We start from the raw sequence: 21,688 nt of genomic DNA on the forward strand, positions 1-21,688 counted from the left end.
CGCGCCGAGCGCGCCCAGCGCCTTCGCCGACGATCCGGACGACGACGACATGCCGCCGCCCCCTTTCGACCCGGAGGAGGACATCCCGGAGCAGGACACCACCTCCGTCTCCGGCCACGACCTGATCATCCGCGAGCTCGGCGCGACGGTGATCCAGGAGACCCAGCACGATCGCTGACGCCACGCACGAACCCGCGCACGACCCGCGCACGAACCCGCGCGAGAACCCGCGCACCGATGGCGAACTGACGGCGATCCGACGCGCCCAGCACGTAGGCTCACCCCAGGAGCGCACCCGCTCCGCGAATGCCACGACGAACAGGCAGGACAGGAGCACCCATGTTCCCCGGCGGCCAGCCCGATATGCAGGCCCTGCTCCAGCAGGCACAGCAGATGCAGCAGCAGCTCGCCCAGGCGCAGGCGGAGCTCGCCGCCGCCGAGATCGAGGGCAGTTCCGGCGGCGGCCTGGTCAAGGCCACCGTCACCGGCGCCGGTGAGCTGCGGGCCCTCGTCATCGACCCGAAGGCGGTCGACCCCGAGGACACCGAGACCCTCTCGGACCTGGTCCTCGCCGCGGTCCGCGACGCGACGGCCGGCGCGCAGCGCCTGGCGGCCGAGCGCCTCGGCCCGCTGGCCCAGGGCCTGGGCGGCGGGGGCGGCATCCCCGGCCTGCCGTTCTGACCCTGCCGGTTCCGCCGCGGAACCTGGACGGCTCCCCACGCGTAAGTGGGTGTGTCGGGGAGCTGTGACTGCGCGCCCGTCCGGAGGATGATGGGCCCGAATAGGTAGAAACCCACCGCAGAACACCGCAGAGCACCAGAGAACACCAGAGAGACAGGTAACGCAGCGTGTACGAGGGCGTGGTCCAGGACCTCATCGACGAGTTGGGCAGGCTGCCCGGCGTCGGGCCCAAGAGCGCGCAGCGGATCGCCTTCCACATCCTGCAGGCCGATCCGACGGACGTGCGCCGGCTGGCGCACGCCCTGACGGAGGTCAAGGAGAAGGTGCGGTTCTGCACCGTCTGCGGCAACGTCTCCGAGGCGGACCTGTGCCGGGTCTGTCAGGACGCGCGCCGCGATCCGAGCCTGATCTGCGTCGTCGAGGAGCCGAAGGACGTCGTCGCGGTCGAGCGCACCCGCGAGTTCCGCGGCCGTTACCACGTGCTCGGTGGGGCGATCAGCCCGATCGAGGGCGTCGGCCCGGACGATCTGCGGATCCGCGAGCTGATGCAGCGGCTGGCGGACGGCACGGTCACCGAGCTGATCCTCGCCACCGACCCGAACCTCGAGGGCGAGGCCACCGCCACCTACCTGGCCCGGCTGCTCAAGCCGATGGGCCTGAAGGTCACCCGCCTGGCCAGCGGCCTGCCCGTCGGGGGAGACCTGGAGTACGCCGACGAGGTCACCCTCGGCCGGGCCTTCGAAGGGAGACGACTTCTCGATGTCTGACACGCCCACCACGACCCAAGCAGCCCCCGACGCGCCCAGCATCGGTGTGCACGGCGACGGCACGCCGGACGAGTTCGCCGTGCAGATCGCCGACTCGGTGCAGAGCTTCCTGCTCTCCGTGCCGGAGATCGCCAAGGGCGACGAGCCGGGCAGCGCGATCAGCCTGCTGCTGCTGGAGGTCTCCCAGCTGCTGCTGACCGGCGGCCGTCTGGGCGCCATCGAGGACATCGTGCCCGACGACCGCTACGAGGCCGACACCGGTCCGGACGCGGACGAGGACGAGATGCGCGGCCAGCTGGCCGAGCTGCTCGCGCCGATCGACGTCTACCACGAGGTCTTCGACCCGTACGGGCCGCCGGACAAGCCGCTGCCGTGCCGGATCTCGGACGACGTGGCCGAGGTGGTCACCGAGCTGCGGCACGGCATGGCGCACTACCGCGAGGGCCGGATCTCCGAGGCGCTGTGGTGGTGGCAGTACTCCTACCTGGCCAACTGGGGCTCGACGGCGACGAGCGTGCTGCGCGCGCTGCAGTCGCTGGTGGCGCACGTGCGGATGGACAGCCCGATCTCCGCGCCGGTCGACGGCACCGACACCGACCACGACGGGCTGACCGACGAGCAGTTGGAGCAGCAGGCCGGCGACCTGATGGTCGCCGAGCTCGCCACCGAGCTGGGCATCTGATCGGGCCTCGGGGCAACGCGGCACAGGACGACGGCAGGGGCGTTCACCGGATGTGGCGAAGGACACACGGTGGGCGCCCCTCGCCGTCCGGCCCGCAAATCCGCCCCCCGCGCCGACCGGCTCCGGCAAATCTTCCGTCCACCCCCTTCCCGTCCCCGGACGACCGATGATCAAATCCTGATACGCCCGTCTCGTCCCTCGGACGCCACCCGCCGGGACAAGGCCGATCGCTAGACTGGCCAGCGACCACAGGCCTGCCGGACACCCACACCTCCGAAGGCCAGGACCACCAGAGTCGAGGAGCGCACGTGGGCCTTGTCGTGCAGAAGTACGGCGGCTCATCCGTAGCGGATGCCGAGGGCATCAAGCGGGTCGCCCGACGGATCGTCGACACCAAGACGGCCGGCCATGAGGTCGTCGTCGTGGTGTCCGCCATGGGTGACACGACGGACGAGCTCATCGATCTCGCGGAGCAGGTGTCTCCCCTCCCTGCGGGCCGCGAGCTCGACATGCTGCTGACCGCCGGAGAGCGGATCTCCATGGCCCTGCTGGCGATGGCGATCAAAAACCTGGGCCACGAGGCGCAGTCCTTCACCGGCAGCCAGGCGGGTGTGATCACCGACGCCGTCCACAACAAGGCGCGCATCATCGACGTGACGCCGGGTCGGATCCGGGCCGCGCTCGACAAGGGCAATATCGCCATCGTCGCCGGCTTCCAGGGTGTCTCCCAGGACACCAAGGACATCACCACCCTCGGCCGCGGCGGCTCGGACACCACCGCCGTCGCCCTCGCGGCGGCGCTGAAGGCCGAGGTCTGCGAGATCTACACCGACGTGGACGGCGTCTTCACCGCCGACCCGCGCGTGGTGAAGAAGGCCAAGAAGATCGACTGGATCGCCTTCGACGACATGCTTGAGCTGGCGTCCTCCGGCTCCAAGGTGCTGCTGGCCCGCTGCGTCGAGTACGCGCGCCGCTACGACATGCCCATCCACGTCCGTTCGTCCTTCTCCGGACTGACGGGCACCTGGGTCTCCAACAAGCCGCTGACCAAGCCCGAAGGGGGCGAGATCGACATGGAGCAGGCCATCATCTCCGGTGTGGCCCACGACACCTCCGAGGCGAAGGTCACGGTCGTCGGCGTCCCCGACAAGCCGGGCGAGGCCGCGCGCATCTTCCGTGCCGTGGCGGACGCCGAGATCAACATCGACATGGTGGTGCAGAACGTCTCCGCCGCCACCACCGGCCGCACCGACATCTCCTTCACCGCGCCCAAGACCGAGGGCCGCAGGGCCATCGAGGCGCTGGAGAAGGTCCAGGAGTCGATCGGCTTCGAGTCGCTGCGCTACGACGACACGGTCGGCAAGATCTCCTTGGTCGGCGCGGGCATGCGCTCGCACCCGGGCGTGACCGCGACCTTCTTCGAGGCGCTGTCCGCCGCGGGCGTCAACATCGAGCTGATCTCCACCTCCGAGATCCGCATCTCCGTCGTCACCCGCTCCGAGGACGTGAACGCCGCGGTGCAGGCCGTGCACACCGCGTTCGGTCTGGACAGCGAGACCGACGAGGCCATCGTCTACGGCGGCACCGGCCGATGACCTTCCCGGGGGGCGAGCACCCCGTCACACCCGCGTCGGCCAAGCGACAGGTGGCGGCCAGGCCCACCCTGGCCGTCGTCGGAGCCACCGGAGCCGTGGGCCGGGTGCTGGTGGAGCTGCTCGCCACCCGCGCGGACGTGTGGGGCGAGGTCCGGCTCTTCGCCGGGCCCGAGGGCGTCGGCTCCGAGGTGCCGGTGCTGGGCCGGACGGAGATCGTCCGCGCCCTGGAGCCGGGCTGCTTCGAGGGCACGGACATCGTGCTGTTCGAGGCCCCCGAGGACGTCGTGCTGGAGTGGGCGCCGCTCGCCGTCGCGTCGGGCGCGGTCGCGGTGGACGGCTCCGCCGCGTTCCGGCTGCACCGGGACGTGCCGCTGGTGGTCCCCGAGATCAACCCGGCGGCGGCGCGGATGCGCCGGATCGGGATCATCGCCGCGCCACGCTGCGCGACGCTGGTGCTGACCGTCGCGCTGGCCGCGCTGCACGCCGAGTTCGGGCTGAGCCGGCTGGTGGTCACCGCCGCGCTGGCCGCCTCCGGGCGCGGCCGGATCGGCGTCGACGCGCTGCGCCGGCAGACCGCGGAGGTCGCGGGCGACCCGACCGTCGGCACCCGCACCGGCGACCTGCGCCGGGCCGTCTCCGAGCACGACGACGACCCGTTCGAGGCGCCGCTCGCCTACAACCTGCTGCCCTGGGCCGGGGACAGCGTCGAGGACGGCTGGTCGAGCGAGGAGCTGGGTCTGCGCAACGAGACCCGCAAGATCCTCGGCCTGCCCGAGCTGCCGATCTCCGCGACCTGCCTGCGCGTGCCGGTCGTCAGCGGCCACTCGCTGACCGTCCACGCCGAGTTCGAGCGCGAGCCGGACGTGCACCGGGTCCGCGAGATCCTCGACTCATCGGCCGGCGTGATCGTCTACGACGACCCGGACAAGGGCGAGTTCCCCACCCCGGCGGACGTGGTCGGCTCCGACCCGACCTGGGTCGGCCGGGTGCGGCGCTCCTTGGACGACCCCGGTGGTCTCGAGCTGTTCCTGTGCGGGGACAATCTACGCAAGGGCGCGGCCCTGAACTGCGTGCAGATCGCCGAACTGGTCGCCGCGGAGCAACCCCCGGCAGCGGCCGGAACGGATTCGGGAGAGGTTTAAGGGGAGTTGGTGCAGACGCCGGATTCGGCTTCCGTGCTGCTGGGCGGGCCCGTACCGTAGTGCCCCTGAACACGGTGTCACGGAGGGGCCAGGTGACGTACAACCCTCGAGGCGGGTCATGCGTCCAACTGGCGTGCCACCAAGCTCGGTGCTCGTCATGACAGCACCCTTCACCGCGGCGGATACGTCCCGTTCCCATGCGCCGGCCTCGCAGACCGCCGGTCAGGCCCCCCAGGCCGCGCCGAGCGTCGCCGTGGGCGCGAGCGTCGACCACCTCACCGAGACGTACCAGGCCCACTACTCCTCACTGCTGCGCCTGGCCGCACTGCTGCTGGACGACACCGCCTCCTGCGAGGACGTGGTCCAGGAGGCCTTCATCCGGGTCCACTCCGCGCGGCGCCGGCTACGCGATCCCGACAAAACGCTCGCCTACCTGCGGCAGACGGTGGTCAACCTGTCCCGTTCGACGCTGCGCCGCCGCATCATGGGCCTGCGCCTGCTGCAGAAGCCGATGCCGGACGCGGCCAGCGCGGAGGAGGGCGCGTACGACGCGCTGGAGCGCGACGAGCTGATCGTGGCCCTGCGGGGCCTGCAGCGGCGTCAGCGCGAGGTGCTGGTGCTGCGCTACTTCTCCGATATGACGGAGGCTCAGGTCGCGGACACGCTGGGGATTTCCGTAGGCTCGGTCAAGGCCTACGGCTCGCGCGGGCTCGCCTCGCTGCGGAGCACCATGGACGGCGGCGCACCCGACGCCGATTCCGGCGGAACCGGATCGGGCTCGGCCGCGTCGGAGTCACGCAACGAGGCACGGAACGGCGAGACACGGACCAGCGAGGCGCGGACACCGTCACGGACCGACTCACGCACTGAGTCACGGACAGAGGGGAGGCAGCGGTGAGCGCGGAGCGGCGCTCGCGCTACCTGCGCGTGGTGCGACCGGGATCGGGTGCCGGTTCCGATGCCGCCATGACGCCGCCGCTTCCCGTCGAACCGCCGCTCACCCCGCCGCTCTGGCTCGACCCGCCCGCTGCCTTCGGCCGCGAGGTGCCATCGGTCACCGCGCCCGCGCACGGCGCGATCCCGGTGCAGTCGGCCCCGCTCGGCGCGGTCGGTCCGGTCGGCGCCACCTTCACCTCCGACGGCGACGACGAGGACCCGATGAGCGCGGCCCTGCGCGCACGCCTGCACCAGGCGGTCGGCGGGGTGCGCCCCGCCCCCGACTCCCTCCCCCGGCTCCGCCGCGCCGTGCCGCAGCGCCGAACCCTGCGTCGCCGCGCCTACGGCGGCGCGGCCGTCGCCGCCTCGCTCGCCCTGTTCGGCCTCACCGCCCTGCACTCGCTCGGCCCCGACGCCTCCAGCAGCGCCGAGACGGGGCCCGCGGGCCAGTTGCTGCCCGGTGCCCACCCGTCCGCGACCGGCCACGGCCAGGGCGGCACGGCCAGCACGCCCACCTCCCCGGGCGACGCGACCGCGGACAGCTCCGCCTACGCGAGGCGCACCCACCAGCCCGGCACGGTGCTGTTCCCGCTGCCCTCCGGCGGCCTGACCACGCTCGCCGCGGGCCCCACGCACGCCCTCGGCACCGGCGCGCTCGCCGAGTGCAGCCGCGGCCAGCTCGGCAACGGCGCGGCGGGGGTCGCCCCGGCGGACGCCTCGGGCATCGTCTACGGCTCGTTCGCGATCAGCAACGTCTCGTCCTCGCCGTGCAAGGTCAGCGGCTCGGGCGCGATCGACGTGCAGTCGCCCGTCGGTACGCAGGCCTCGCGCTTCACGGTCACCCCGCACACGGCCGGTGACCCGGCCGCCGCGCTGCCCACGCCCGACCCGACGCACCCGCCCGTGGAGCTCGGCCCCGGCCAGACGTACGTGGTCGACTTCGCCTACGTCCCCGGCGCGTGCCCGAGCGGCAGCTCGGCCGGCCCGACCGGCACCGCCAGCGCGACCACGGCCTCGCCCGGCGCCAGCTCCACCGGCAGCACCAGCGGGACGGCGGCGACCGCCGGGACCAACGACGGCTCCACCGGCGGCTCGCCCGGCTCCCCGAGCGCGTCACCCGGCTCCTCCGGCGGCTCGGGCACCTCCGGCGGCACGGGCGGCACCGGCAACCCGACCACCCCGGGCTCCCCGAGCGTCCAGCTCGCCACCGTCCCGGCCTCGGGCGGCAGTCCGGCCGCCACCACCACCCTCCCCAACGCCTGCGGCGGCACCATCTACCGCACGGACCCGCTCCCGGCCGCTTCGCACTGACCGCCCCGGACGAAGGCCGGTGGTGGGCCCGGCGGTGGGGTGCGGGGAGGGTTTGGTTACCGTGGTGGGGTGTACCGGACCCTTTTGACCCCGCGCTGGCTGGCACTGCACCTGCTGGCGCTGGTCGCCGTCCCGGTCTGCATCATCCTCGGGCTGTGGCAGCTGAGCCGCTTCGAGCTGCACAGTCACGCCCAGAAGCAGCAGGCGGCGCACGCCTCCACCGACGCCGCGCCGACCTCGCTCGCGCAGCTGCTCGGCGGGGCCGACAAGGACGGCGTCAACAACGACGACGGACGCCGCGTCTCCTTCTCCGGCAGCTACGACGCGAAGCACCAGCTGCTCGTGCCGCAGCGCACGCTGAACGGCCGGACCGGCAGCCTGGTCGTCACCCCGCTGCGGCTCGACGGCAGCGGCACCTACCTCGCCGTGGTCCGCGGCTGGCTGCCGGGTGCCCCGGCCACCGTGCCGGCACCGCCGGGGGGCGACGTCGCCGTGACCGCGCGCCTGCGCGCGGCGGAGACGCCCGACACCCCGGGCGCGATCTCCTCCGGCACCCTCCCGAGCGGCCAGCTCGGAATGATCTCACCGGTCACCCTGGTCAACGCCCTGCCGTACAGCGTCTGGAACGGCTACGCCTCGCTCGACCCCGGCACCCTCGGCACCTCCGGCCTGACCCCCGTGCCCTACACCGCCGCCTCGGCCGCGGACTCCTCAGGCGGCGGGATGAGCCTGCAGGCGATCCAGAACCTGGGCTACGTGGGGCAGTGGTTCGTCTTCGCCGGGTTCGTGGTCTTCATGTGGTTCCGCTTCGTCCGCCGTGAGGTCGAGACCCAGCGCGACCGGGAGCTGGGTCTCGAAGCCTGAGGGCGGCGCCGGTCAGAGGTGGCGGGAGACGAAGTCCAGTTCCAGGCGCAGCTGCTTGATCCGCTCCTCCACCACCAGCGAGCCGTGGCCGGCGTCGTAGCGGTAGACCTCGTGGGCCTTGCCCAGGCGGGCCAGCTCGCCGACGTAGTTGTCGATCTGGCGGATCGGGCAGCGGGGGTCGTTGACGCCCGCGCTGATGTAGACCGAGGCCGCGAGCGACTCCACGTACGTCAGCGGCGACGAGGCCGCGTAGCGGTCGGGGACCTCCTCCGGCGTGCCGCCGACGAGGGTGCGGTCCATCGCCTTCAGGGCCTCCATCTCGTCGTGATAGGCCGTCACGTAGTCCGCGACCGGGACCGCCGCCAGGCCGAGCGCCCAGGAGTCCGGCTGGGTGCCGAGGCCGAGCAGGGTCAGGTAGCCGCCCCAGGAGCCGCCGGAGAGCACGATCCGCTCGGGGTCGGCGAGGCCGCTGGCGACCGCCCAGTCCCGCACGGCGGCGATGTCCTCCAGCTCGATCAGGCCGACGCGGTGCCGCAGCGCGTCCGTCCAGGCGCGGCCGTAGCCGGTCGAGCCGCGGTAGTTGACCCGGACGACGGCGAAGCCGTGGTCGACCCAGGCGGCGGGGCCCGCGGCGAAGGAGTCGGAGTCGTGCCAGGTGGGGCCGCCGTGGATGTCGAAGACGCACGGCAGCGGGCCGTCGCCCGCGTCCGCGGGGCGCTGGACGAGGGCGTGGACGACGCCGCCGGGGCCCTCGACCCAGACGTCCTCGACCGGGACGGACGGCGGCGCCTGCGGGCCGGGTGCGGCGAGCACGACCGCACCGGAGGTGGAGCGGACGGCCGGCGGCTGCTCGGCGGAGGACCAGAGGAACTCGACGCTGCCGTCGGGCCGCGCGGAGGCGCCGGAGACGGTGCCGGTCGGGGTGTCGAGGCGGCTGAGCTGGCCGCTCTCCAGGTCGTAGCGGTAGAGCTCGCTGCGCGCGCGGAAGCCGTGCTCGATGAGCAGCGCCGTGGCGTCCGGGTACCACTCGGCGGTGACGTCGCCGGGCAGGTCGAGCACGATCTCGTGCTCGGTGCCGGTCGCGGTGTCCCAGATCAGCGGCTCCCAGCGGCCGCGCCGCTGGTGCGCGACGAGCATCCGGGTGTCGCCGGCCAGCGGCGCGAAGCCGAGGCAGGAGAGGCCGAGCGGCTCCTCCCGTCCGGTCGCGTCGTCGAGCTCGGCGACGGCGCTGACGACGTCGCCGTCGACCCGGAGCACGCGCAGCGCGCTGTGCATGGCGTCGCCGTGCTCGGTGTGGTCGACCGCGATCAGGGTGCCGTCGTGGGAGAGGTCGCCGACGCCGGCCGACTCGCGGTGGCGGTAGATCTCCAACGGCTCGCCCAGACCGGGGCGGACCAGGTGCAGCGTGGAGCCGTCCTCGTCGGTGGAGCGGCCGACGACGGCCTCGCCGTGGCGGCCGAGGGCCAGCCCGGCGGGATAGGAGGGCGCGAGCCCGGGCACCGCCTCGGGGTCGGCGCCGTCACCGTCGCCCGCGAAGGACTGGCGCCGCCAGACGCCGAACTCGTCGCCGTCGGTGTCGTCGAACCACCAGATCCACTCGCCGTCGGGGGTGAGCGTCCCCTCCGTGGTGCCGTTGGGGCGGTCGGTGACCCGGCGTCGGCCACCGCTGGCGCGGTCCCAGGCGTAGATCTCGTACGTGCCGGTCGCGTTGGAGACGAACAGGGACCGGTCCGGTGCGTCCTCGGCCCACTCGGGCAGGCTGACCCGGGCGGCGCGGAAGCGCCGTTCCCAGGCGGGGAGGGCGTCGAAGACCTCGGTCAGGGTCTCGGTCTGCTGCCGCGTCGTCTCGCTTGGCTGGCTGGTCATGGGACCATCATCGGTCACGCCGCCGACAGCCCGGCAGTCGGCCTTGCGAGCACAACGGAACCGCCCCGCCGTCCGGAGTGGTCCGGTCGACGGGGCGGTGGGTGGGTGAGGCGGACTCAGCTGAAGTAGCCCTGCACGTCGACCTGGAGCCGGGTGCCGGTGGAGCTGTAGACGCTCAGCTGGCCGTTGCTGTTGAGCGGGACCAGCGCCTCGTTGGAGGTGGTCTGCCCGGTCAGCCAGTACCAGTCGGCCATCCAGGCGTGGCTGCCGCCGGTCGCGTAGGCGAGGCCGGAGCCCGAGGCGGAGGCCGAGGCCGAGGTGAGCGAGACCAGCGCGTACTCGGCGCCCGCTGGGATGCCGGCGTGGCCGGTCACCGGGACCGGGGTGGTGCTGCCGGCAGCGACCTGGCTGTTCAGCAGGCGGGTCGACGTGACGGGCGTGAACTGCGCGGCCGCACCGCTGCCGTAGTAGCCCTGCACGTCGGCGACGACGTGGCTGGTGCCGGTGACGTAGATGCTGACCGTGCCGTTGGCGGAGACCGGGACGACCGCCGTGTTCGCCACGTAGGGACCGCCGCTCATCCACGACAGGTTGGTCGTGCCCGGCCGGGAGGCGCCGCCCGCGTAGGCGGTGAAGTAGCCCGCGCCGGTGGAGTTGACCGAGCCGAGGTTCAGCATGACCGCCGAGACGCCGGTGGCGGGCACCCCGCCGCGGCCCGCGACCTGGAAGGTCACCGTGTTGTTGGTGACGATCGTCTTGGTGCCGACGCCCACCGCGTTGCGGGTGTCGAGCACGCGGCTCGCGGTCGGGAGGACGCTGAGCTTCGCGCCGCCGGTGGCGCCGGAGTAGTAGCCCATCACGTCGACGGTCATGTGGACCGTCGCGTTGGAGTACAGGTCGACGACACCGTCGGCGGGCACCGGCACGGTGACCTGCACGCTGATCCGACGGTTGGCGCCGGGCCAGGACAGCTGCGGGGTACCGGGCTTGGCGGCGCGGTCCGGGTAGACGGTCAGCTGACCGCCGCCGCTCAGCGACGCGATGGTCACGTCGAGCACGACGGAGGTGACACCGCTGCTGGGCACGCCGTGCTGGCCGGTGATCCTCACCGGCTGGGTGCCGTAGGCGGGCAGCGGACGGCTGGTGCTGGTGCCGCTGACGCCCTGGCCGTAGCCGGTGTAGGTGTTGAGAAACCGGGTCGGCGCGGTCAGCGTGTGGTAGGTGCCGGGGCCGGTGGCCGCGGTTCCCTTGGCGCCGCACAGCGAGTTGACCAGGCCGCTGAGCTTCGGCGTGCCGAGACCGGAGGCGAGGTCGTAGTTCGGGTAGGCGCCGTAGGACGTCTGCCCGAGGTTGCGCAGGCCGTTGTCACCGGTGCGGATGTCGTAGTACGCGCCGCCGTAGTTGGCCCGGGCGGCGTCGTACAGCGACGGGTTGAGGTAGCCGACCTGGCCGTTGGTCTGGCAGCCCGCGCTGGTGTTGGCCTGGGCGACGAGCGCGGCCCACAGCGGCGCGGCGCCGCTGGTGCCGCCGACGATCTTCCAGGTCGGGTTGGACTGGCTGCCGAGGACCAGCAGGTAGCCGGAGTACGGGTCGGCGACCGCGGAGACGTCCGGGACGCTGCGGGTGCCCTGGCCGGTGATGCCGCCCTGGAAGGCGGGCGCGGGCCACTTGCTGGACGCGCCGCCGCCACCGCCGGCGACCTGGTTGTGGCCGTCGGTGGTGTTGTTCCACACCCGCTGCGCGAGCAAGCTGCCGGAGCCGTTCATCCAGGTGCCGCCGACGCCGGTGACGTAGGGCTGGCTGGCCGGGTCGTCCACGCCGAGGCTCGTGGTGGAGCCGTCGGCGCCGTAGCAGTCCGAGGAGCCGGAGTCGCCGGCCGCGGCCACGACGGTCTGCCCCTGGGCGGCGGCCTCGGCGAAGATGTTGGCCTCGGCGTTGCGGAACGCGTCCGGGGTGTAGCCCTCGCACAGGCCCCAGCTGGTCGACAGGACCTGGGCCTTGTCGTCGGTCACCATCTGCTGGTAGACGTCGAGTTGGTTCTGCGGCAGCGAGGAGTTGCTGCCGTCCTGACCCTCGTAGTCGACGACCCCGGCGGCGCCGGGGGCCAGCCCCATGATGTTCTCGATGTCGAGCACCGACTCCACACCGACCGTGGAGTTGTTCGGCGGGGTGTTGCCGGAGGTGTTGCCCACCGGGACGATCGAGAAGGGCACGTTGGTGCCCATGCAGCTCTGGTACGTCGCGATGCTGGTGGAGTCGACCGACTCCAGCTCCATGACCGCGATGGTCTGGCCGGCGCCCGCGGTCGCCGAGGTGCTCAGCCCGTAGGCGGAGGCCAGCTGGGCGGGGCTGTAGTAGTTCCGGGTGTCGACCATCCCGTTGGTCGCGAGGCTGGAGCCGATGCTCGGGCAGCTCGCCAGACCGGTCGCGTGCGCCGTCGTCAGTCGCGGGGCGCTGGTGCGGGCGATCGGCTTGGCCTTGCCGTGCTTGCCGCTGTTGCGGACGTGCGAGGCGGCGGGGGCGAGGTCGGCCAGACCGGTCACACCGGAGACGACCGGAGCGATGACCGCGGGGAGCAGGGGCGCCTGGGTGTTGGCGACGGTGGTGCGGCCGTCGGCCAGCTTGACCGAGTTGATCCCGGTGCCGAACGCTTTCGACGCCTGCGCCACGGTCGCGGCCACCGGGATGGTCAGTCCGTCCGGGCTGACGTGACCGGGGGTGAGGCCTTGGGCCCGCAGCGCGGCGCTGACCTGGTCGATCGTGGCCTGGGTCGGGCCGAACTCGCGGCCGAACTGACCCTTGGCCAGGTAGTGGTGGTAGAGCGGACTGCCGGGCGTGGTGACGGCCTGGATGAAGGCCTTCAGCGCCTGCGGGTCACGGGGCTGCAGGTTGACGCCGAGCTGGAGCTGCTGCCCGGCGGGGGCGCTGCCGGTGGTGTGCGCGCTCGCGGGCAGGTGCGGGGCGGTGCCCACACGCGTCGGGGACGCGCCCGCCGTGGCGTCGCCGCCACCGGCGGACGCGGACGCGTAGGCGAGGCTGCCGGTGACGCACACGGCCGCGGCCAGGCCTGCGGATATGAGCCCGACCCGTTTGGCCCTTCTGGCCATGCTGGATCTCCTAAGACATGGTGACGCCGCGTCGACCGGACAGGGCGGGACGCGGCGGCATGGCGGAGCGCCTGAGAGGCGGTCCGACGACTCCCCGAACAGTGAAATAGGGAGTCTTTCTATCAGCTTCGATCAACAGCGAAAACGGGGGGTGCCCGGCTTGGACGCGAACGTTACGACAACGAAGCCCGGCGGCCCGGAACCATCAGCAGCACGCAGGCCAGCAGGGCCCCGACGACCGCCCGTTCGCCCGAAATGCCCGGTCCGAGCTGCAGGATCAGCGTCACCGCGGCGACGCCCAGCGCGGTGCCGAGGCCGCGGCCCATATTGACCATTCCGCCGCCCGTTCCGGCCGATTCGGTCGGAAATGCGCGCATCACCATCGTGTTGTTGGCCGGGGTGAAAACACCCAGCCCGCAGCCCAGCAGACCGAGGACGAACGGCAGTGCCGTCACACTGAGCGGCAGCACCAGCATCAGCGCGAGCGCGAGCAGACAGAGCAGGGATCCGGCGCCGGCCCGTGCGCGGTCGGAGAGAGAGGCCGGGAGCAGCCGGTCCGCGGTCGTGGCGGCGAGCGCGAAGCCGAGCGGCAGCGCGGTCAGCACCAGGCCCGAGGTCACCAGCCCCACGCCCTGGCGGGTGAGCACCACCGGTACCAGCACCAGCGGCCCGAACAGCACCAGGTAGCCGCTCATCCCCGCCAGCAGCCCGCGCCCGTGCGAGCGCAGCAGCCGCGGGTCGAGCAGCGGCCGGCTCGCCTCGGCCTGACGGCGCATCAGCGTCCACCCGGCGACGACGCAGACCACGGCGAGCACGGCCGCCGTCCACAGCGGCCAGCCGAGCCCGGAGAGGACCGAGAGCGCGAGCAGCAGTCCCGTCGTGGTCAGCGCCAGCAGCGCGACGTCGCGCGGGTCCACAGCGCGGCCGGCGCAGCGGCGCCGGGTGCGCGGCAGCAGGTAGTGCCCGGCGACGAGCGAGATCAGCCCGACGGGGACGTTGACCAGGAAGACCCAGCGCCAGCCCAGTGTCGCCACGATCGCCCCGCCGACGGTCGGCCCGAGCGCGAGCCCGACGGCCTGGCCGGCGGCCTGCATCCCGAGCGCGGTCCGCATCCGGCCCGCGGGGGCGGAGGTGGTCACCAGCGCGACGCTGTTGGCCTGCATCAGCGCGGCGCCCAGCGCCTGCACCACCCGGAACACGACCAGCACGGCCAGGCCCGGCGCGAGCCCGCAGGCCGCGGAGGCGACGGTGAAGACGCCGAAGCCGTAGAGGTACATCAGCTTGCGCCCGTGCGCGTCGGAGAACCGCCCGACCGGGACGAGCAGCGCGACCAGGGTCAGCAGGTAGGCGAGCGAGACCCACTCGACGGCGGCGGGCGAGGCGTGGAAGCCCCGGCCGAGCGCCTGGTAGGTGAGTGTCACGATGCTTGCGTCGAGCTGACCCATGAACGCGCCGAAGCACACCGTCGCCACGGCGAGCCGCCACGCCCAGCTGCGCCGGCGGATCGCGTCGGGCCGGGGCCGCTCCGTCGTGAGGAGGTCCCGGCCGCGGGGTATCGGGGCGTCGCTGAGGGTCACGTGGCCCAGTTTATCTCTGCCACCGACATAATCGGAAGGGGAGCATGTCGGTCAACGATGATCAAGACCGCGCGGGGGCGTAGCGAAGCTGTGACTCGCGGTGCACGGAACCCATAGGTCCGCGCGGGAGCCTTGACGGCATGGAGCCCCGCACCCGCGCCCACGCCCTGACCGTCGCCGCCGTCGCCCTCACGGCCGGGTTCACCCTCGGCACCACCCTGCTGCCGAGCTCGGCGCACGCCGCGGAGCACGCGCGGGGCGCATCCACGAGCCGGGTCACGACTACCCCCACGAACGTGATTTCGAGCGACCCGACCCGATCCCCGGTCTCCGCCGCCGGAGCCTGACCCCAAGGCCGGACAAAGCGCTCCGCACCCGGCCGGATCGGCACGTCGCCCAGCCATACACGGTAGGCTCTCCGTGTGATCTTCAAGCGAATCGGAAACGGGCGGCCGTATCCCGACCACGGCCGGGTCAGCACCCGTGAGTGGGCGGACGTCGCGCCGCGCCCGGTCCGCCTCGATCAGCTCGTGACGACCAAGGGCCAGCTCGACCTGGAGACCCTGCTCGCCGAGGACTCGACCTTCTACGGGGACCTCTTCGCCCACGTGGTGAAGTGGCAGGGCGACCTCTACCTCGAGGACGGCCTGCACCGCGCGGTCCGTGCCGCGCTCCAGCAGCGCCAGGTGCTGCACGCGCGCGTCCTCGAACTGGACTGAACGGGTTCACTGATCATCCGTTAGTACGCCTGGAGGGGCGCGCAGCTGGTCGTCGGCGCTACTGTGAGCAACGACACCCGAACCATGGCCGTCCTTCGGCGCTGTACTCCGGCGTACAGGACTTTCCGTCAGGCGGCGGCCGCCCAGCGCACAAGGGGGCAACCCGCGGTGAGCATGCTGACTCCCCCCGGCCTCAAGGGAAAGCAGTACCGCATCAGCGGCAAGGCGTATCCGCGTCTGGCCCGCCCAGGACAGAAACGCCGTCGGGTCTTCCAGGTGCTCGGCGCCGTCGTCGCGCTGGCGCTGATCGGCTGGGGCACCGTGCAACTGGTGAGCGTCTTCGGCTCGAAGAAGAAGCCGGTCGCCGCCGCCGGCCACTGCGTCCGCCCGGCCACCGCCGCGGCCGGTGACGCGGCGAAGTCCTCCGCGAGCCCGCACGCCTCGGCCTCCGGCTCGGCCGCTCCCGGCGCCTCGGCGTCCGCGTCGGCGGGCGCGTCCGCCGGTGCGAGCCTGCCGCCGCTGCCGGCCGGCGTACCGCAGCCGTCCACCTTCACGGTGAACGTCTACAACGCCACCAACCACCCCGGCCTGGCCGGTCAGACGGCGAAGCTGCTGGCCCAGCGCGGCTTCAAGATCGGCAAGATCGCCAACGCCCCGGCGCCGCTGGAGGGCAAGGTCACCGGCACCGCGCAGGTCATGGGCGCGATCGCCAGCAAGGCGGCGATGCAGCTGGTCGGCTCGGAGGTCACCGGCTCCACGGCCACCAACGACACCCGCACCGACGGCAGCGTCGACTTGGTGATCGGCAACGGCTTCAGCGCGCTGCAGAGCCCGGCGCAGGCCGCGCAGGCGCTGGCTCTGGCCGTGTCCCCCTCCCCGGTGGCCGGCGCGCACTGCTGACGCACCCGCAGGACCGCCGGGGACGGAGCCGTTTTCAGTCCCCGGCGGTGCCGTAGAGGCGGTCGCCCGCGTCGCCGAGGCCCGGGACGATGTAGCCGTGCTCGTTCAGGTGGTCGTCCACCGCGGCGGTGACGATGGTGACCGGCATCCCGGCCAGCTCCTTCTCCAGCACCGCGACGCCCTCGGGCGCGGCCAGCAGGCAGATCGCGGTGACATCGGTCGCGCCGCGCTCGATCAGCAGGCGGATCGCGGCGACCAGGGTGCCGCCGGTGGCGAGCATCGGGTCGAGCACGTAGACCTGGCGACCGGACAGGTCCTCCGGCATCCGGGTGGCGTAGGTGGACGCCTCCAGCGTCTGCTCGTTGCGGACCATGCCGAGGAAGCCGACCTCGGCGGTCGGCAGCAGCCGGGTCATGCCGTCCAGCATGCCGAGGCCGGCGCGCAGGATCGGCACCACCAGCGGACGCGGGTAGCTGAGCTTGACGCCTGTGGTGACCGCGACCGGGGTGGTGATCTCCACCTGCTCGGTCCGCACGTCCCGGGTGGCCTCGTAGGCCAGGAGCGTCACCAGCTCGTCCGTCAGGCGACGGAAGGTCGGGGAGTCGGTGCGCTCGTCACGCAGGGTGGTCAGCTTGTGAGCGACCAGGGGGTGGTCCAGGACATGAATCCGCATGGGACGACATTAACCGAGCGAAACCGGCCCCAACCCCAATCGTGCGGCCCACTGGTGCCCCGCGCGGGCGAGAGGGAGAGTGGGGGAACGGACACGCGACCCGGACACGCGACCCCCAGGGGTGACCGCCGAATGCCGAAGCCGAAGCGGCGCACCCAGCGCGCCGACGACGAACCCGCCGCGACGAGCCCCGCCGAGGGCTCCGCCGACGGACCCGACGCGGACCTGACCGAGGATCCCGCCGAGCGTCGTCGCCGCCGTGCCGTCTTCCTCCGCGAGCTCGCGGAGGCCCGTGCGCTGCGCGAGCGGGTCCAGCCACGCCGCACCAAGGCCTTGCGGCTGCGCCAGGCCGCACGGATGCGCACCTTCCGCTTCTGACCGGCTGCGGATCGCCACGGAACCGCCCAAAGATCCGCCGCAGGCCGGTCCCGGGAGTTGTCGATCTCGCCAACTCCTCAACACGAGCTGGGAAGACGCGCGCCGGAACACTCCCCGGAGTGCACTGCTTTCTGTCACGATGCCGATGGGGCGTCCATCGGTGGAGGCCCTGGACCGCACCGACCGGTCCTGACGGCCGAAGACCTGGGAGAGTCGCTGGTGGCGTACTTCGCTGCATTGCTCGCTCGCACCGAGGACGGGTGGGACGTGAGCGAGACCGATCTCGACGACGTCGAAACCCTCGCCGACCTGGCCGACCTGGCGCGCGAGGCCGCAGAGGACGAGGAGACCGTCCTCGTCTTCATCGAACAGGAGGACGCCTGGTTCGCCGTCGTCCGCGTGGACGGGGAGGACGACCCGCGCGTCTTCGTCTCCGACGCGGCCGCGGCCTCCCGCAGCTCCTACGGCGAGCTGGTGCTCACCGACGAGCTGCTGGGCCGCGAGGGTGACGACGAGCTCGGTGATCTTGATCACCTCGTCGCCGAGCTGGACGAGGAGGACGCCGAGGACTCCGCCGACGCGGCGGACGACGAGGACGGCTCCGACGGCGACGACGAGCACGGCATCCCGTCGGGCCCGCTGGGCGACGCCGGGCTGCTGATCGAGTTCGGTTTCGGCGCCAAGGAACTGATGGACCTGGCCGCCGAGGGCTCCGTCCCCGGCGACGCGCTGAGCGAGATCGCGGAGTCGCTCGGCTGCGGCGAGGTCCTGGAGGCGGTCCGGTAGGACGGACCAGGTTCGGGGTTCGGTCAGACTGGTCCCCATGACCGGTCTGCCCGCCCCGACCCGCCCCGACCCTGTCCGCGCCCGCTGGGAGCCGGCGATGCGCCTCGCCCTCGCCGAGGCCGCGCTGGCCCCCGCGCGCGGCGACGTCCCGGTGGGCGCCCTGGTCCTCGGCCCGGACGGCGCGATCATCGGCCGCGGCCACAACGAACGCGAGGCCGTCGGCGACCCGACGGCCCACGCGGAGGTCCTCGCCATCCGCGAGGCGGCGGATGTCATCGGAGAATGGCGGCTGTCGGGCTGCACGCTCGTGGTGACGCTGGAGCCCTGCACCATGTGCGCGGGGGCGATCGTCCTCTCCCGCCTGGACCGCGTCGTCTACGGCGCCGCCGACCCCAAGGCCGGTGCGGCCGGCTCCCTCTGGGACGTCATCCGCGACCGGCGCCTCAACCACCGCCCCGAGGTCGTCTCCGACGTCCTCGCCGAGGACTGCACGGCCCAGCTCCAGGCCTTCTTCGACGGCCATCGGGAGTGACGGCGCTCACCTCGCCGAAACCCGTTTAGGAGCACACGCCGACGTCCGGTAGGCTGTCCGACGGTAGCGTGTCCGAGCGGCCAAAGGAGCACGCCTCGAAAGCGTGTGTGGGGGCAACTCCACCGTGGGTTCGAATCCCACCGCTACCGCTCTGAGCAGGACCACCGAAGGGCCCCGACCGTCACGGTCGGGGCCCTTCGTCGTGTCCGGGCGGCGCGGGGCAGTTGACGGAGTATCGGGCCGACTTCCGCAGGCCCGGGTGAACCGGCGGAAATAGGCGGGGCACTTTTCGACAGAGTGGTCCGGTGGTGAATTCAAATGGGCCGCCCGAGGACCTGACGAAGTGGAAATTCCGCCGTTGACCCTCTCCTTTGTCGCTGTCGAGACTTTCGCGCAGGCCAAGAATTCGCGAGCACGGAGGTTCTATATGATCACCGACGCGACCATGCCACCGCCGGCCGTCGGCGACTGGAAAACCCTGCCCGCAAAACAGCAGCCGGCTTGGGAGGATCTCGGGCTGCTGTCGGAGACCGCTGCGGAGCTGGAGACCCGGCCGGGACTGGTCGACTGGAGCGAGGTCGCCGAACTGCGGGCGCTCCTCGCCGAGGTGGCCGGCGGGAGGCTCCAGGTCGTGCAGGCGGGCGACTGCGCCGAGGATCCCACCGAGTGCGAGCCCGGGTACGTGGCGCGCAAGGTCGCGCTGCTGGACGCCCTGGCGGGTGTCATGTCGTTGCGTTCCCCGCGTCCGGTGGTCCGGATCGGCCGGATGGCCGGGCAGTTCGGCAAGCCCCGGTCCCGGCCGACCGAGACGGTCGGCGGCGTCGAGCTGCCGGTGTTCCGCGGACACCTGGTGAACAGCCCCGAGCCCGACCCCGAGCTGCGCCGGCCGGACCCGCGCCGCCTGCTGGCCGGCTACGACGCGGCGGCCGCGGCCATGGACGGCCTGCGGCTGCTCGCCGTGGCCACACCGGTCCCCGGCACGCCCGTGTGGACCAGCCACGAGGCGCTGCTGCTGGACTACGAGGGCCCGCTGCTGCGCTGCAACGACGCGGGCCTGAGCTACCTGGCCTCGACCCACTTCCCGTGGATCGGGGAGCGCACCCGGCAGCCCGAGGGGGCGCACGTCGCGCTGCTCGCGACCGTCGCCAACCCGATCGCCTGCAAGGTCGGGCCGACCATGACGGCGGACGAACTGCTGCGGCTCTGCGCCCTGCTCGATCCGCGGCGCGAGGCGGGCCGGCTCACGCTGATCGCCCGCATGGGCGCCGACGCGGTGTCAGAGCGGCTGCCCGCCCTGGTGACCGCCGTCCGCGAGGCCGGGCACCCCGTCATCTGGCTCACCGACCCGATGCACGGCAACACCGTGGCGGGGCCGGACGGGCTGAAGACCCGGCTGGTGGAGACCGTCGTCCGTGAGGTCGAGGGCTTCCAGGAGGCACTCGCGTCCGTGGGCGCGGTGGCCGGTGGAATTCACCTGGAAACCACCCCGGACGAGGTGACGGAATGCGCTCACGACGCGACGCAGATTTCGCGGGTGAGTGAGAAGTACACGAGTTTCTGCGACCCGCGTCTCAACCCGTCACAGGCGCTGCGGGTCGCCTCGGTCTGGCGCGGCTGATTTCCCCGCCGCACAGAATTCGTTTTGATCACCCTCCAGAGCTGGGGTCGCCATGAACGGGATGGAGAACAAGGTCGCGCTGGTCACCGGAGCCGCCGGCGGGATCGGTGAGGCCGTGGTCAGGGCGCTCGCCGGGCTGGGCGTCGCGGTGGCGCTGGTCGACCGGAACCGGGAGCGGCTGGAGGTCCTGGCCAAGGACCTGCGCCGGGACGGCAGACGGGCCGAGCCCCTCCCCGCCGACGTCACGGACAGCGCGGAGGTCGAAGCCGCGGTCTCCGAGGCGGAGCGGCGGCTCGGCGGCCTCGACTACCTGGTGAACGCGGCCGGGGTGCTGCGCACCGGGGAGGCCAGGGAGCTGAGCGACAGCGACTGGTCGGCCACCTTCGCGGTGAACACCACCGGGGTGTTCTTCGTCTCCCGGGCCGTGGTCAACCGCATGGTGGCCCGCGGTTCCGGCGGGGTGATCGTGACGGTGGCCTCGAACGCGGCCGGCACCGCCCGGATGGAGATGTCCGCGTACGCGGCCTCCAAGGCCGCGGCCACCATGTTCACCAAGTGCCTCGGGCTGGAGGTCGCCAGGTTCGGCATCCGCTGCAACGTGGTGGCCCCGGGCTCGACCGACACGCCGATGCTCACCGCCCTGTGGGAGGACGGCGGGGACGACGACGCCCTGCGCGCCTCCATCGACGGGGTCGCCTCGGCCTACCGGGTCGGGATCCCGCTGGGCCGGATCGCCCGGCCCGAGCACATCGCGGACGCGGTGCTGTTCCTGCTCTCGGAGCAGGCCGCACACATCACCATGCACGACCTCACCGTCGACGGCGGCGCCGCACTGGGTCACTGACCGGCAGACGCGGGCCCGCGCCGTCGGGCCCGCGTCGACCACCGAAACCCAAGAGGAGAACTCGCATGGCCATCCCCGAGATCGCCCCGTACCCGATGCCCGAGCAGGGCGACTTCCCCGAGTCCGTCGCGCAGTGGACGGTCGACCCCGACCGCGCGGTGCTGCTCGTCCACGACATGCAGAAGTACTTCCTGGCCCCGTTCCCGGCCGGTGAGTCCCCCGTGACGGACCTGGTCCGGAACGCCACCCTGCTGCGCGAGCGGTGCGCCGAGCTCGGCGTCCCGGTCGCCTACACCGCGCAGCCGGGCGGCATGACGCCCGAGCAGCGGGGGCTGCTCAAGGACTTCTGGGGTCCCGGGATGACCGTCTCCCCCGAGCACCGCCAGGTGGTCGACCCGATCCGGCCGACCGAGGGCGACCTGGTCCTCACCAAGTGGCGGTACAGCGCCTTCCACCGCAGCCCGCTGCGGGAGTTCATGGCGGACCGGGGCCGCGACCAGCTCGTCGTCTGCGGCGTGTACGCCCATGTGGGTGTGCTGATGACCGCCTGCGACGCGTTCTCCCTGGACATCCAGCCCTTCCTGGTCGCCGACGCCGTCGCGGACTTCTCCCTCGAGTACCACCACTCGGCGCTGCGGTACGCGGCGGAGCGCTGCGCGATGACGGTGACCACCAAGACCGTTCTGAACCAACTCGGTTGACGACCGTGC

General features: G+C 72.6%; 20 protein-coding genes, 1 tRNA gene and 1 pseudogene. 18 read left to right on the plus strand and 4 right to left on the minus strand.

The genetic code is table 11. The features are described 5' to 3' along the window. Nucleotides 1-339: 339 nt before the first annotated feature. The 8 genes and pseudogenes from DN069_RS24330 to DN069_RS24365 all read left to right on the plus strand — a co-directional run bounded on the left by DN069_RS24330 (nt 340) and on the right by DN069_RS24365 (nt 7,978). Complete coding sequence (locus tag DN069_RS24330; protein WP_111504255.1) at nt 340-681, plus strand: YbaB/EbfC family nucleoid-associated protein; 342 nt, start codon at nt 340-342, stop codon at nt 679-681. A gap of 167 nt (nt 682-848) precedes the next feature. Further along, nucleotides 849-1,448 carry a recombination mediator RecR gene (gene recR / locus DN069_RS24335; RefSeq protein ID WP_111504257.1) on the plus strand — a complete coding sequence of 200 codons (600 nt, stop codon included), beginning with the start codon at nt 849-851 and terminating at the stop codon, nt 1,446-1,448. Then, the gene (locus DN069_RS24340; RefSeq protein WP_111504259.1) at nt 1,441-2,130 is read left to right on the plus strand and encodes a DUF5063 domain-containing protein; all 690 of its coding nucleotides are present in this window, start codon (nt 1,441-1,443) and stop codon (nt 2,128-2,130) included. The genes recR and DN069_RS24340 overlap by 8 nt, the downstream gene beginning before the upstream one ends. A gap of 308 nt (nt 2,131-2,438) precedes the next feature. Continuing rightward, nucleotides 2,439-3,725 (plus strand): aspartate kinase, encoded by a 1,287-nt coding sequence (locus DN069_RS24345; RefSeq protein ID WP_111504261.1) that lies wholly within the window; start codon nt 2,439-2,441, stop codon nt 3,723-3,725. Continuing rightward, the gene (locus DN069_RS24350) at nt 3,722-4,867 is read left to right on the plus strand and encodes an aspartate-semialdehyde dehydrogenase (protein WP_111504263.1); all 1,146 of its coding nucleotides are present in this window, start codon (nt 3,722-3,724) and stop codon (nt 4,865-4,867) included. Before DN069_RS24345 ends, DN069_RS24350 begins: the two co-directional genes overlap by 4 nt. 157 nt (nt 4,868-5,024) lie before the next feature. After that, nucleotides 5,025-5,600 (plus strand): annotated as a pseudogene (locus tag DN069_RS24355) (SigE family RNA polymerase sigma factor); the annotation flags it as partial. A gap of 233 nt (nt 5,601-5,833) precedes the next feature. Further along, nucleotides 5,834-7,114 carry a hypothetical protein gene (locus DN069_RS24360; RefSeq protein ID WP_133260033.1) on the plus strand — a complete coding sequence of 427 codons (1,281 nt, stop codon included), beginning with the start codon at nt 5,834-5,836 and terminating at the stop codon, nt 7,112-7,114. Between the two features lie 69 nt (nt 7,115-7,183). Beyond that, nucleotides 7,184-7,978 (plus strand): SURF1 family protein, encoded by a 795-nt coding sequence (locus DN069_RS24365; protein ID WP_111504269.1) that lies wholly within the window; start codon nt 7,184-7,186, stop codon nt 7,976-7,978. A 12-nt stretch (nt 7,979-7,990) separates the two neighbouring features. On the opposite strand, the gene DN069_RS24370 is transcribed toward DN069_RS24365, so the two are convergent. From DN069_RS24370 to DN069_RS24380, 3 genes are all read right to left on the minus strand, one after another. Beyond that, nucleotides 7,991-9,844 carry a S9 family peptidase gene (locus tag DN069_RS24370; protein ID WP_111504271.1) on the minus strand — a complete coding sequence of 618 codons (1,854 nt, stop codon included), beginning with the start codon at nt 9,842-9,844 and terminating at the stop codon, nt 7,991-7,993. A gap of 116 nt (nt 9,845-9,960) precedes the next feature. Further along, the gene (locus DN069_RS24375; RefSeq protein WP_111504273.1) at nt 9,961-12,951 is read right to left on the minus strand and encodes a S53 family peptidase; all 2,991 of its coding nucleotides are present in this window, start codon (nt 12,949-12,951) and stop codon (nt 9,961-9,963) included. 173 nt (nt 12,952-13,124) lie between these two features. Next, a complete protein-coding gene (locus DN069_RS24380; RefSeq protein WP_243639671.1) occupies nt 13,125-14,528 on the minus strand; it encodes an MFS transporter in 1,404 nt (467 codons plus the stop codon). Between the two features lie 140 nt (nt 14,529-14,668). On the opposite strand from DN069_RS24380, the gene DN069_RS24385 reads away from it, so the two are divergent. From DN069_RS24385 to DN069_RS24395, 3 genes are all read left to right on the plus strand, one after another. Next, complete coding sequence (locus DN069_RS24385) at nt 14,669-14,875, plus strand: hypothetical protein (protein WP_111504275.1); 207 nt, start codon at nt 14,669-14,671, stop codon at nt 14,873-14,875. A 75-nt stretch (nt 14,876-14,950) separates the two neighbouring features. Next, a complete protein-coding gene (locus DN069_RS24390) occupies nt 14,951-15,247 on the plus strand; it encodes a type II toxin-antitoxin system VapB family antitoxin (RefSeq protein WP_042369700.1) in 297 nt (98 codons plus the stop codon). Between the two features lie 174 nt (nt 15,248-15,421). Then, nucleotides 15,422-16,147 (plus strand): LytR C-terminal domain-containing protein, encoded by a 726-nt coding sequence (locus DN069_RS24395; protein WP_243639674.1) that lies wholly within the window; start codon nt 15,422-15,424, stop codon nt 16,145-16,147. Between the two features lie 34 nt (nt 16,148-16,181). Here DN069_RS24395 and upp read toward each other — a convergent pair whose 3' ends face one another. Continuing rightward, nucleotides 16,182-16,820, minus strand: coding sequence for a uracil phosphoribosyltransferase (gene upp / locus DN069_RS24400; protein ID WP_111504279.1), 639 nt, complete (start codon nt 16,818-16,820; stop codon nt 16,182-16,184). 132 nt (nt 16,821-16,952) lie between these two features. Here upp and DN069_RS24405 point away from each other — a divergent pair, with 132 nt between their 5' ends. The 7 genes from DN069_RS24405 to DN069_RS24435 all read left to right on the plus strand — a co-directional run bounded on the left by DN069_RS24405 (nt 16,953) and on the right by DN069_RS24435 (nt 21,679). Then, nucleotides 16,953-17,198, plus strand: a complete 246-nt coding sequence (locus tag DN069_RS24405; protein ID WP_111504281.1) for a hypothetical protein — start codon at nt 16,953-16,955, stop codon at nt 17,196-17,198. A gap of 219 nt (nt 17,199-17,417) precedes the next feature. Next, on the plus strand, nt 17,418-17,984 hold the full coding sequence (locus DN069_RS24410; protein WP_111504283.1) for a tRNA adenosine deaminase-associated protein: 567 nt from the start codon (nt 17,418-17,420) through the stop codon (nt 17,982-17,984). A gap of 37 nt (nt 17,985-18,021) precedes the next feature. Continuing rightward, entirely contained in the window at nt 18,022-18,516 is a 495-nt protein-coding gene (gene tadA / locus DN069_RS24415; RefSeq protein WP_111504285.1) for a tRNA adenosine(34) deaminase TadA, read from the plus strand. A 62-nt stretch (nt 18,517-18,578) separates the two neighbouring features. Further along, nucleotides 18,579-18,665: transfer RNA gene (locus DN069_RS24420), tRNA-Ser, on the plus strand. Between the two features lie 278 nt (nt 18,666-18,943). Then, nucleotides 18,944-20,134 carry a 3-deoxy-7-phosphoheptulonate synthase gene (locus tag DN069_RS24425; protein ID WP_111504287.1) on the plus strand — a complete coding sequence of 397 codons (1,191 nt, stop codon included), beginning with the start codon at nt 18,944-18,946 and terminating at the stop codon, nt 20,132-20,134. 61 nt (nt 20,135-20,195) lie between these two features. Next, the gene (locus DN069_RS24430; protein ID WP_111504289.1) at nt 20,196-20,978 is read left to right on the plus strand and encodes a 2,3-dihydro-2,3-dihydroxybenzoate dehydrogenase; all 783 of its coding nucleotides are present in this window, start codon (nt 20,196-20,198) and stop codon (nt 20,976-20,978) included. Between the two features lie 65 nt (nt 20,979-21,043). Then, entirely contained in the window at nt 21,044-21,679 is a 636-nt protein-coding gene (locus DN069_RS24435) for an isochorismatase family protein (protein WP_111504291.1), read from the plus strand. Nucleotides 21,680-21,688: the final 9 nt, after the last annotated feature.

It is taken from the genome of Streptacidiphilus pinicola (genome assembly GCF_003258295.1).
GTDB lineage: Bacteria > Actinomycetota > Actinomycetes > Streptomycetales > Streptomycetaceae > Streptacidiphilus > Streptacidiphilus pinicola.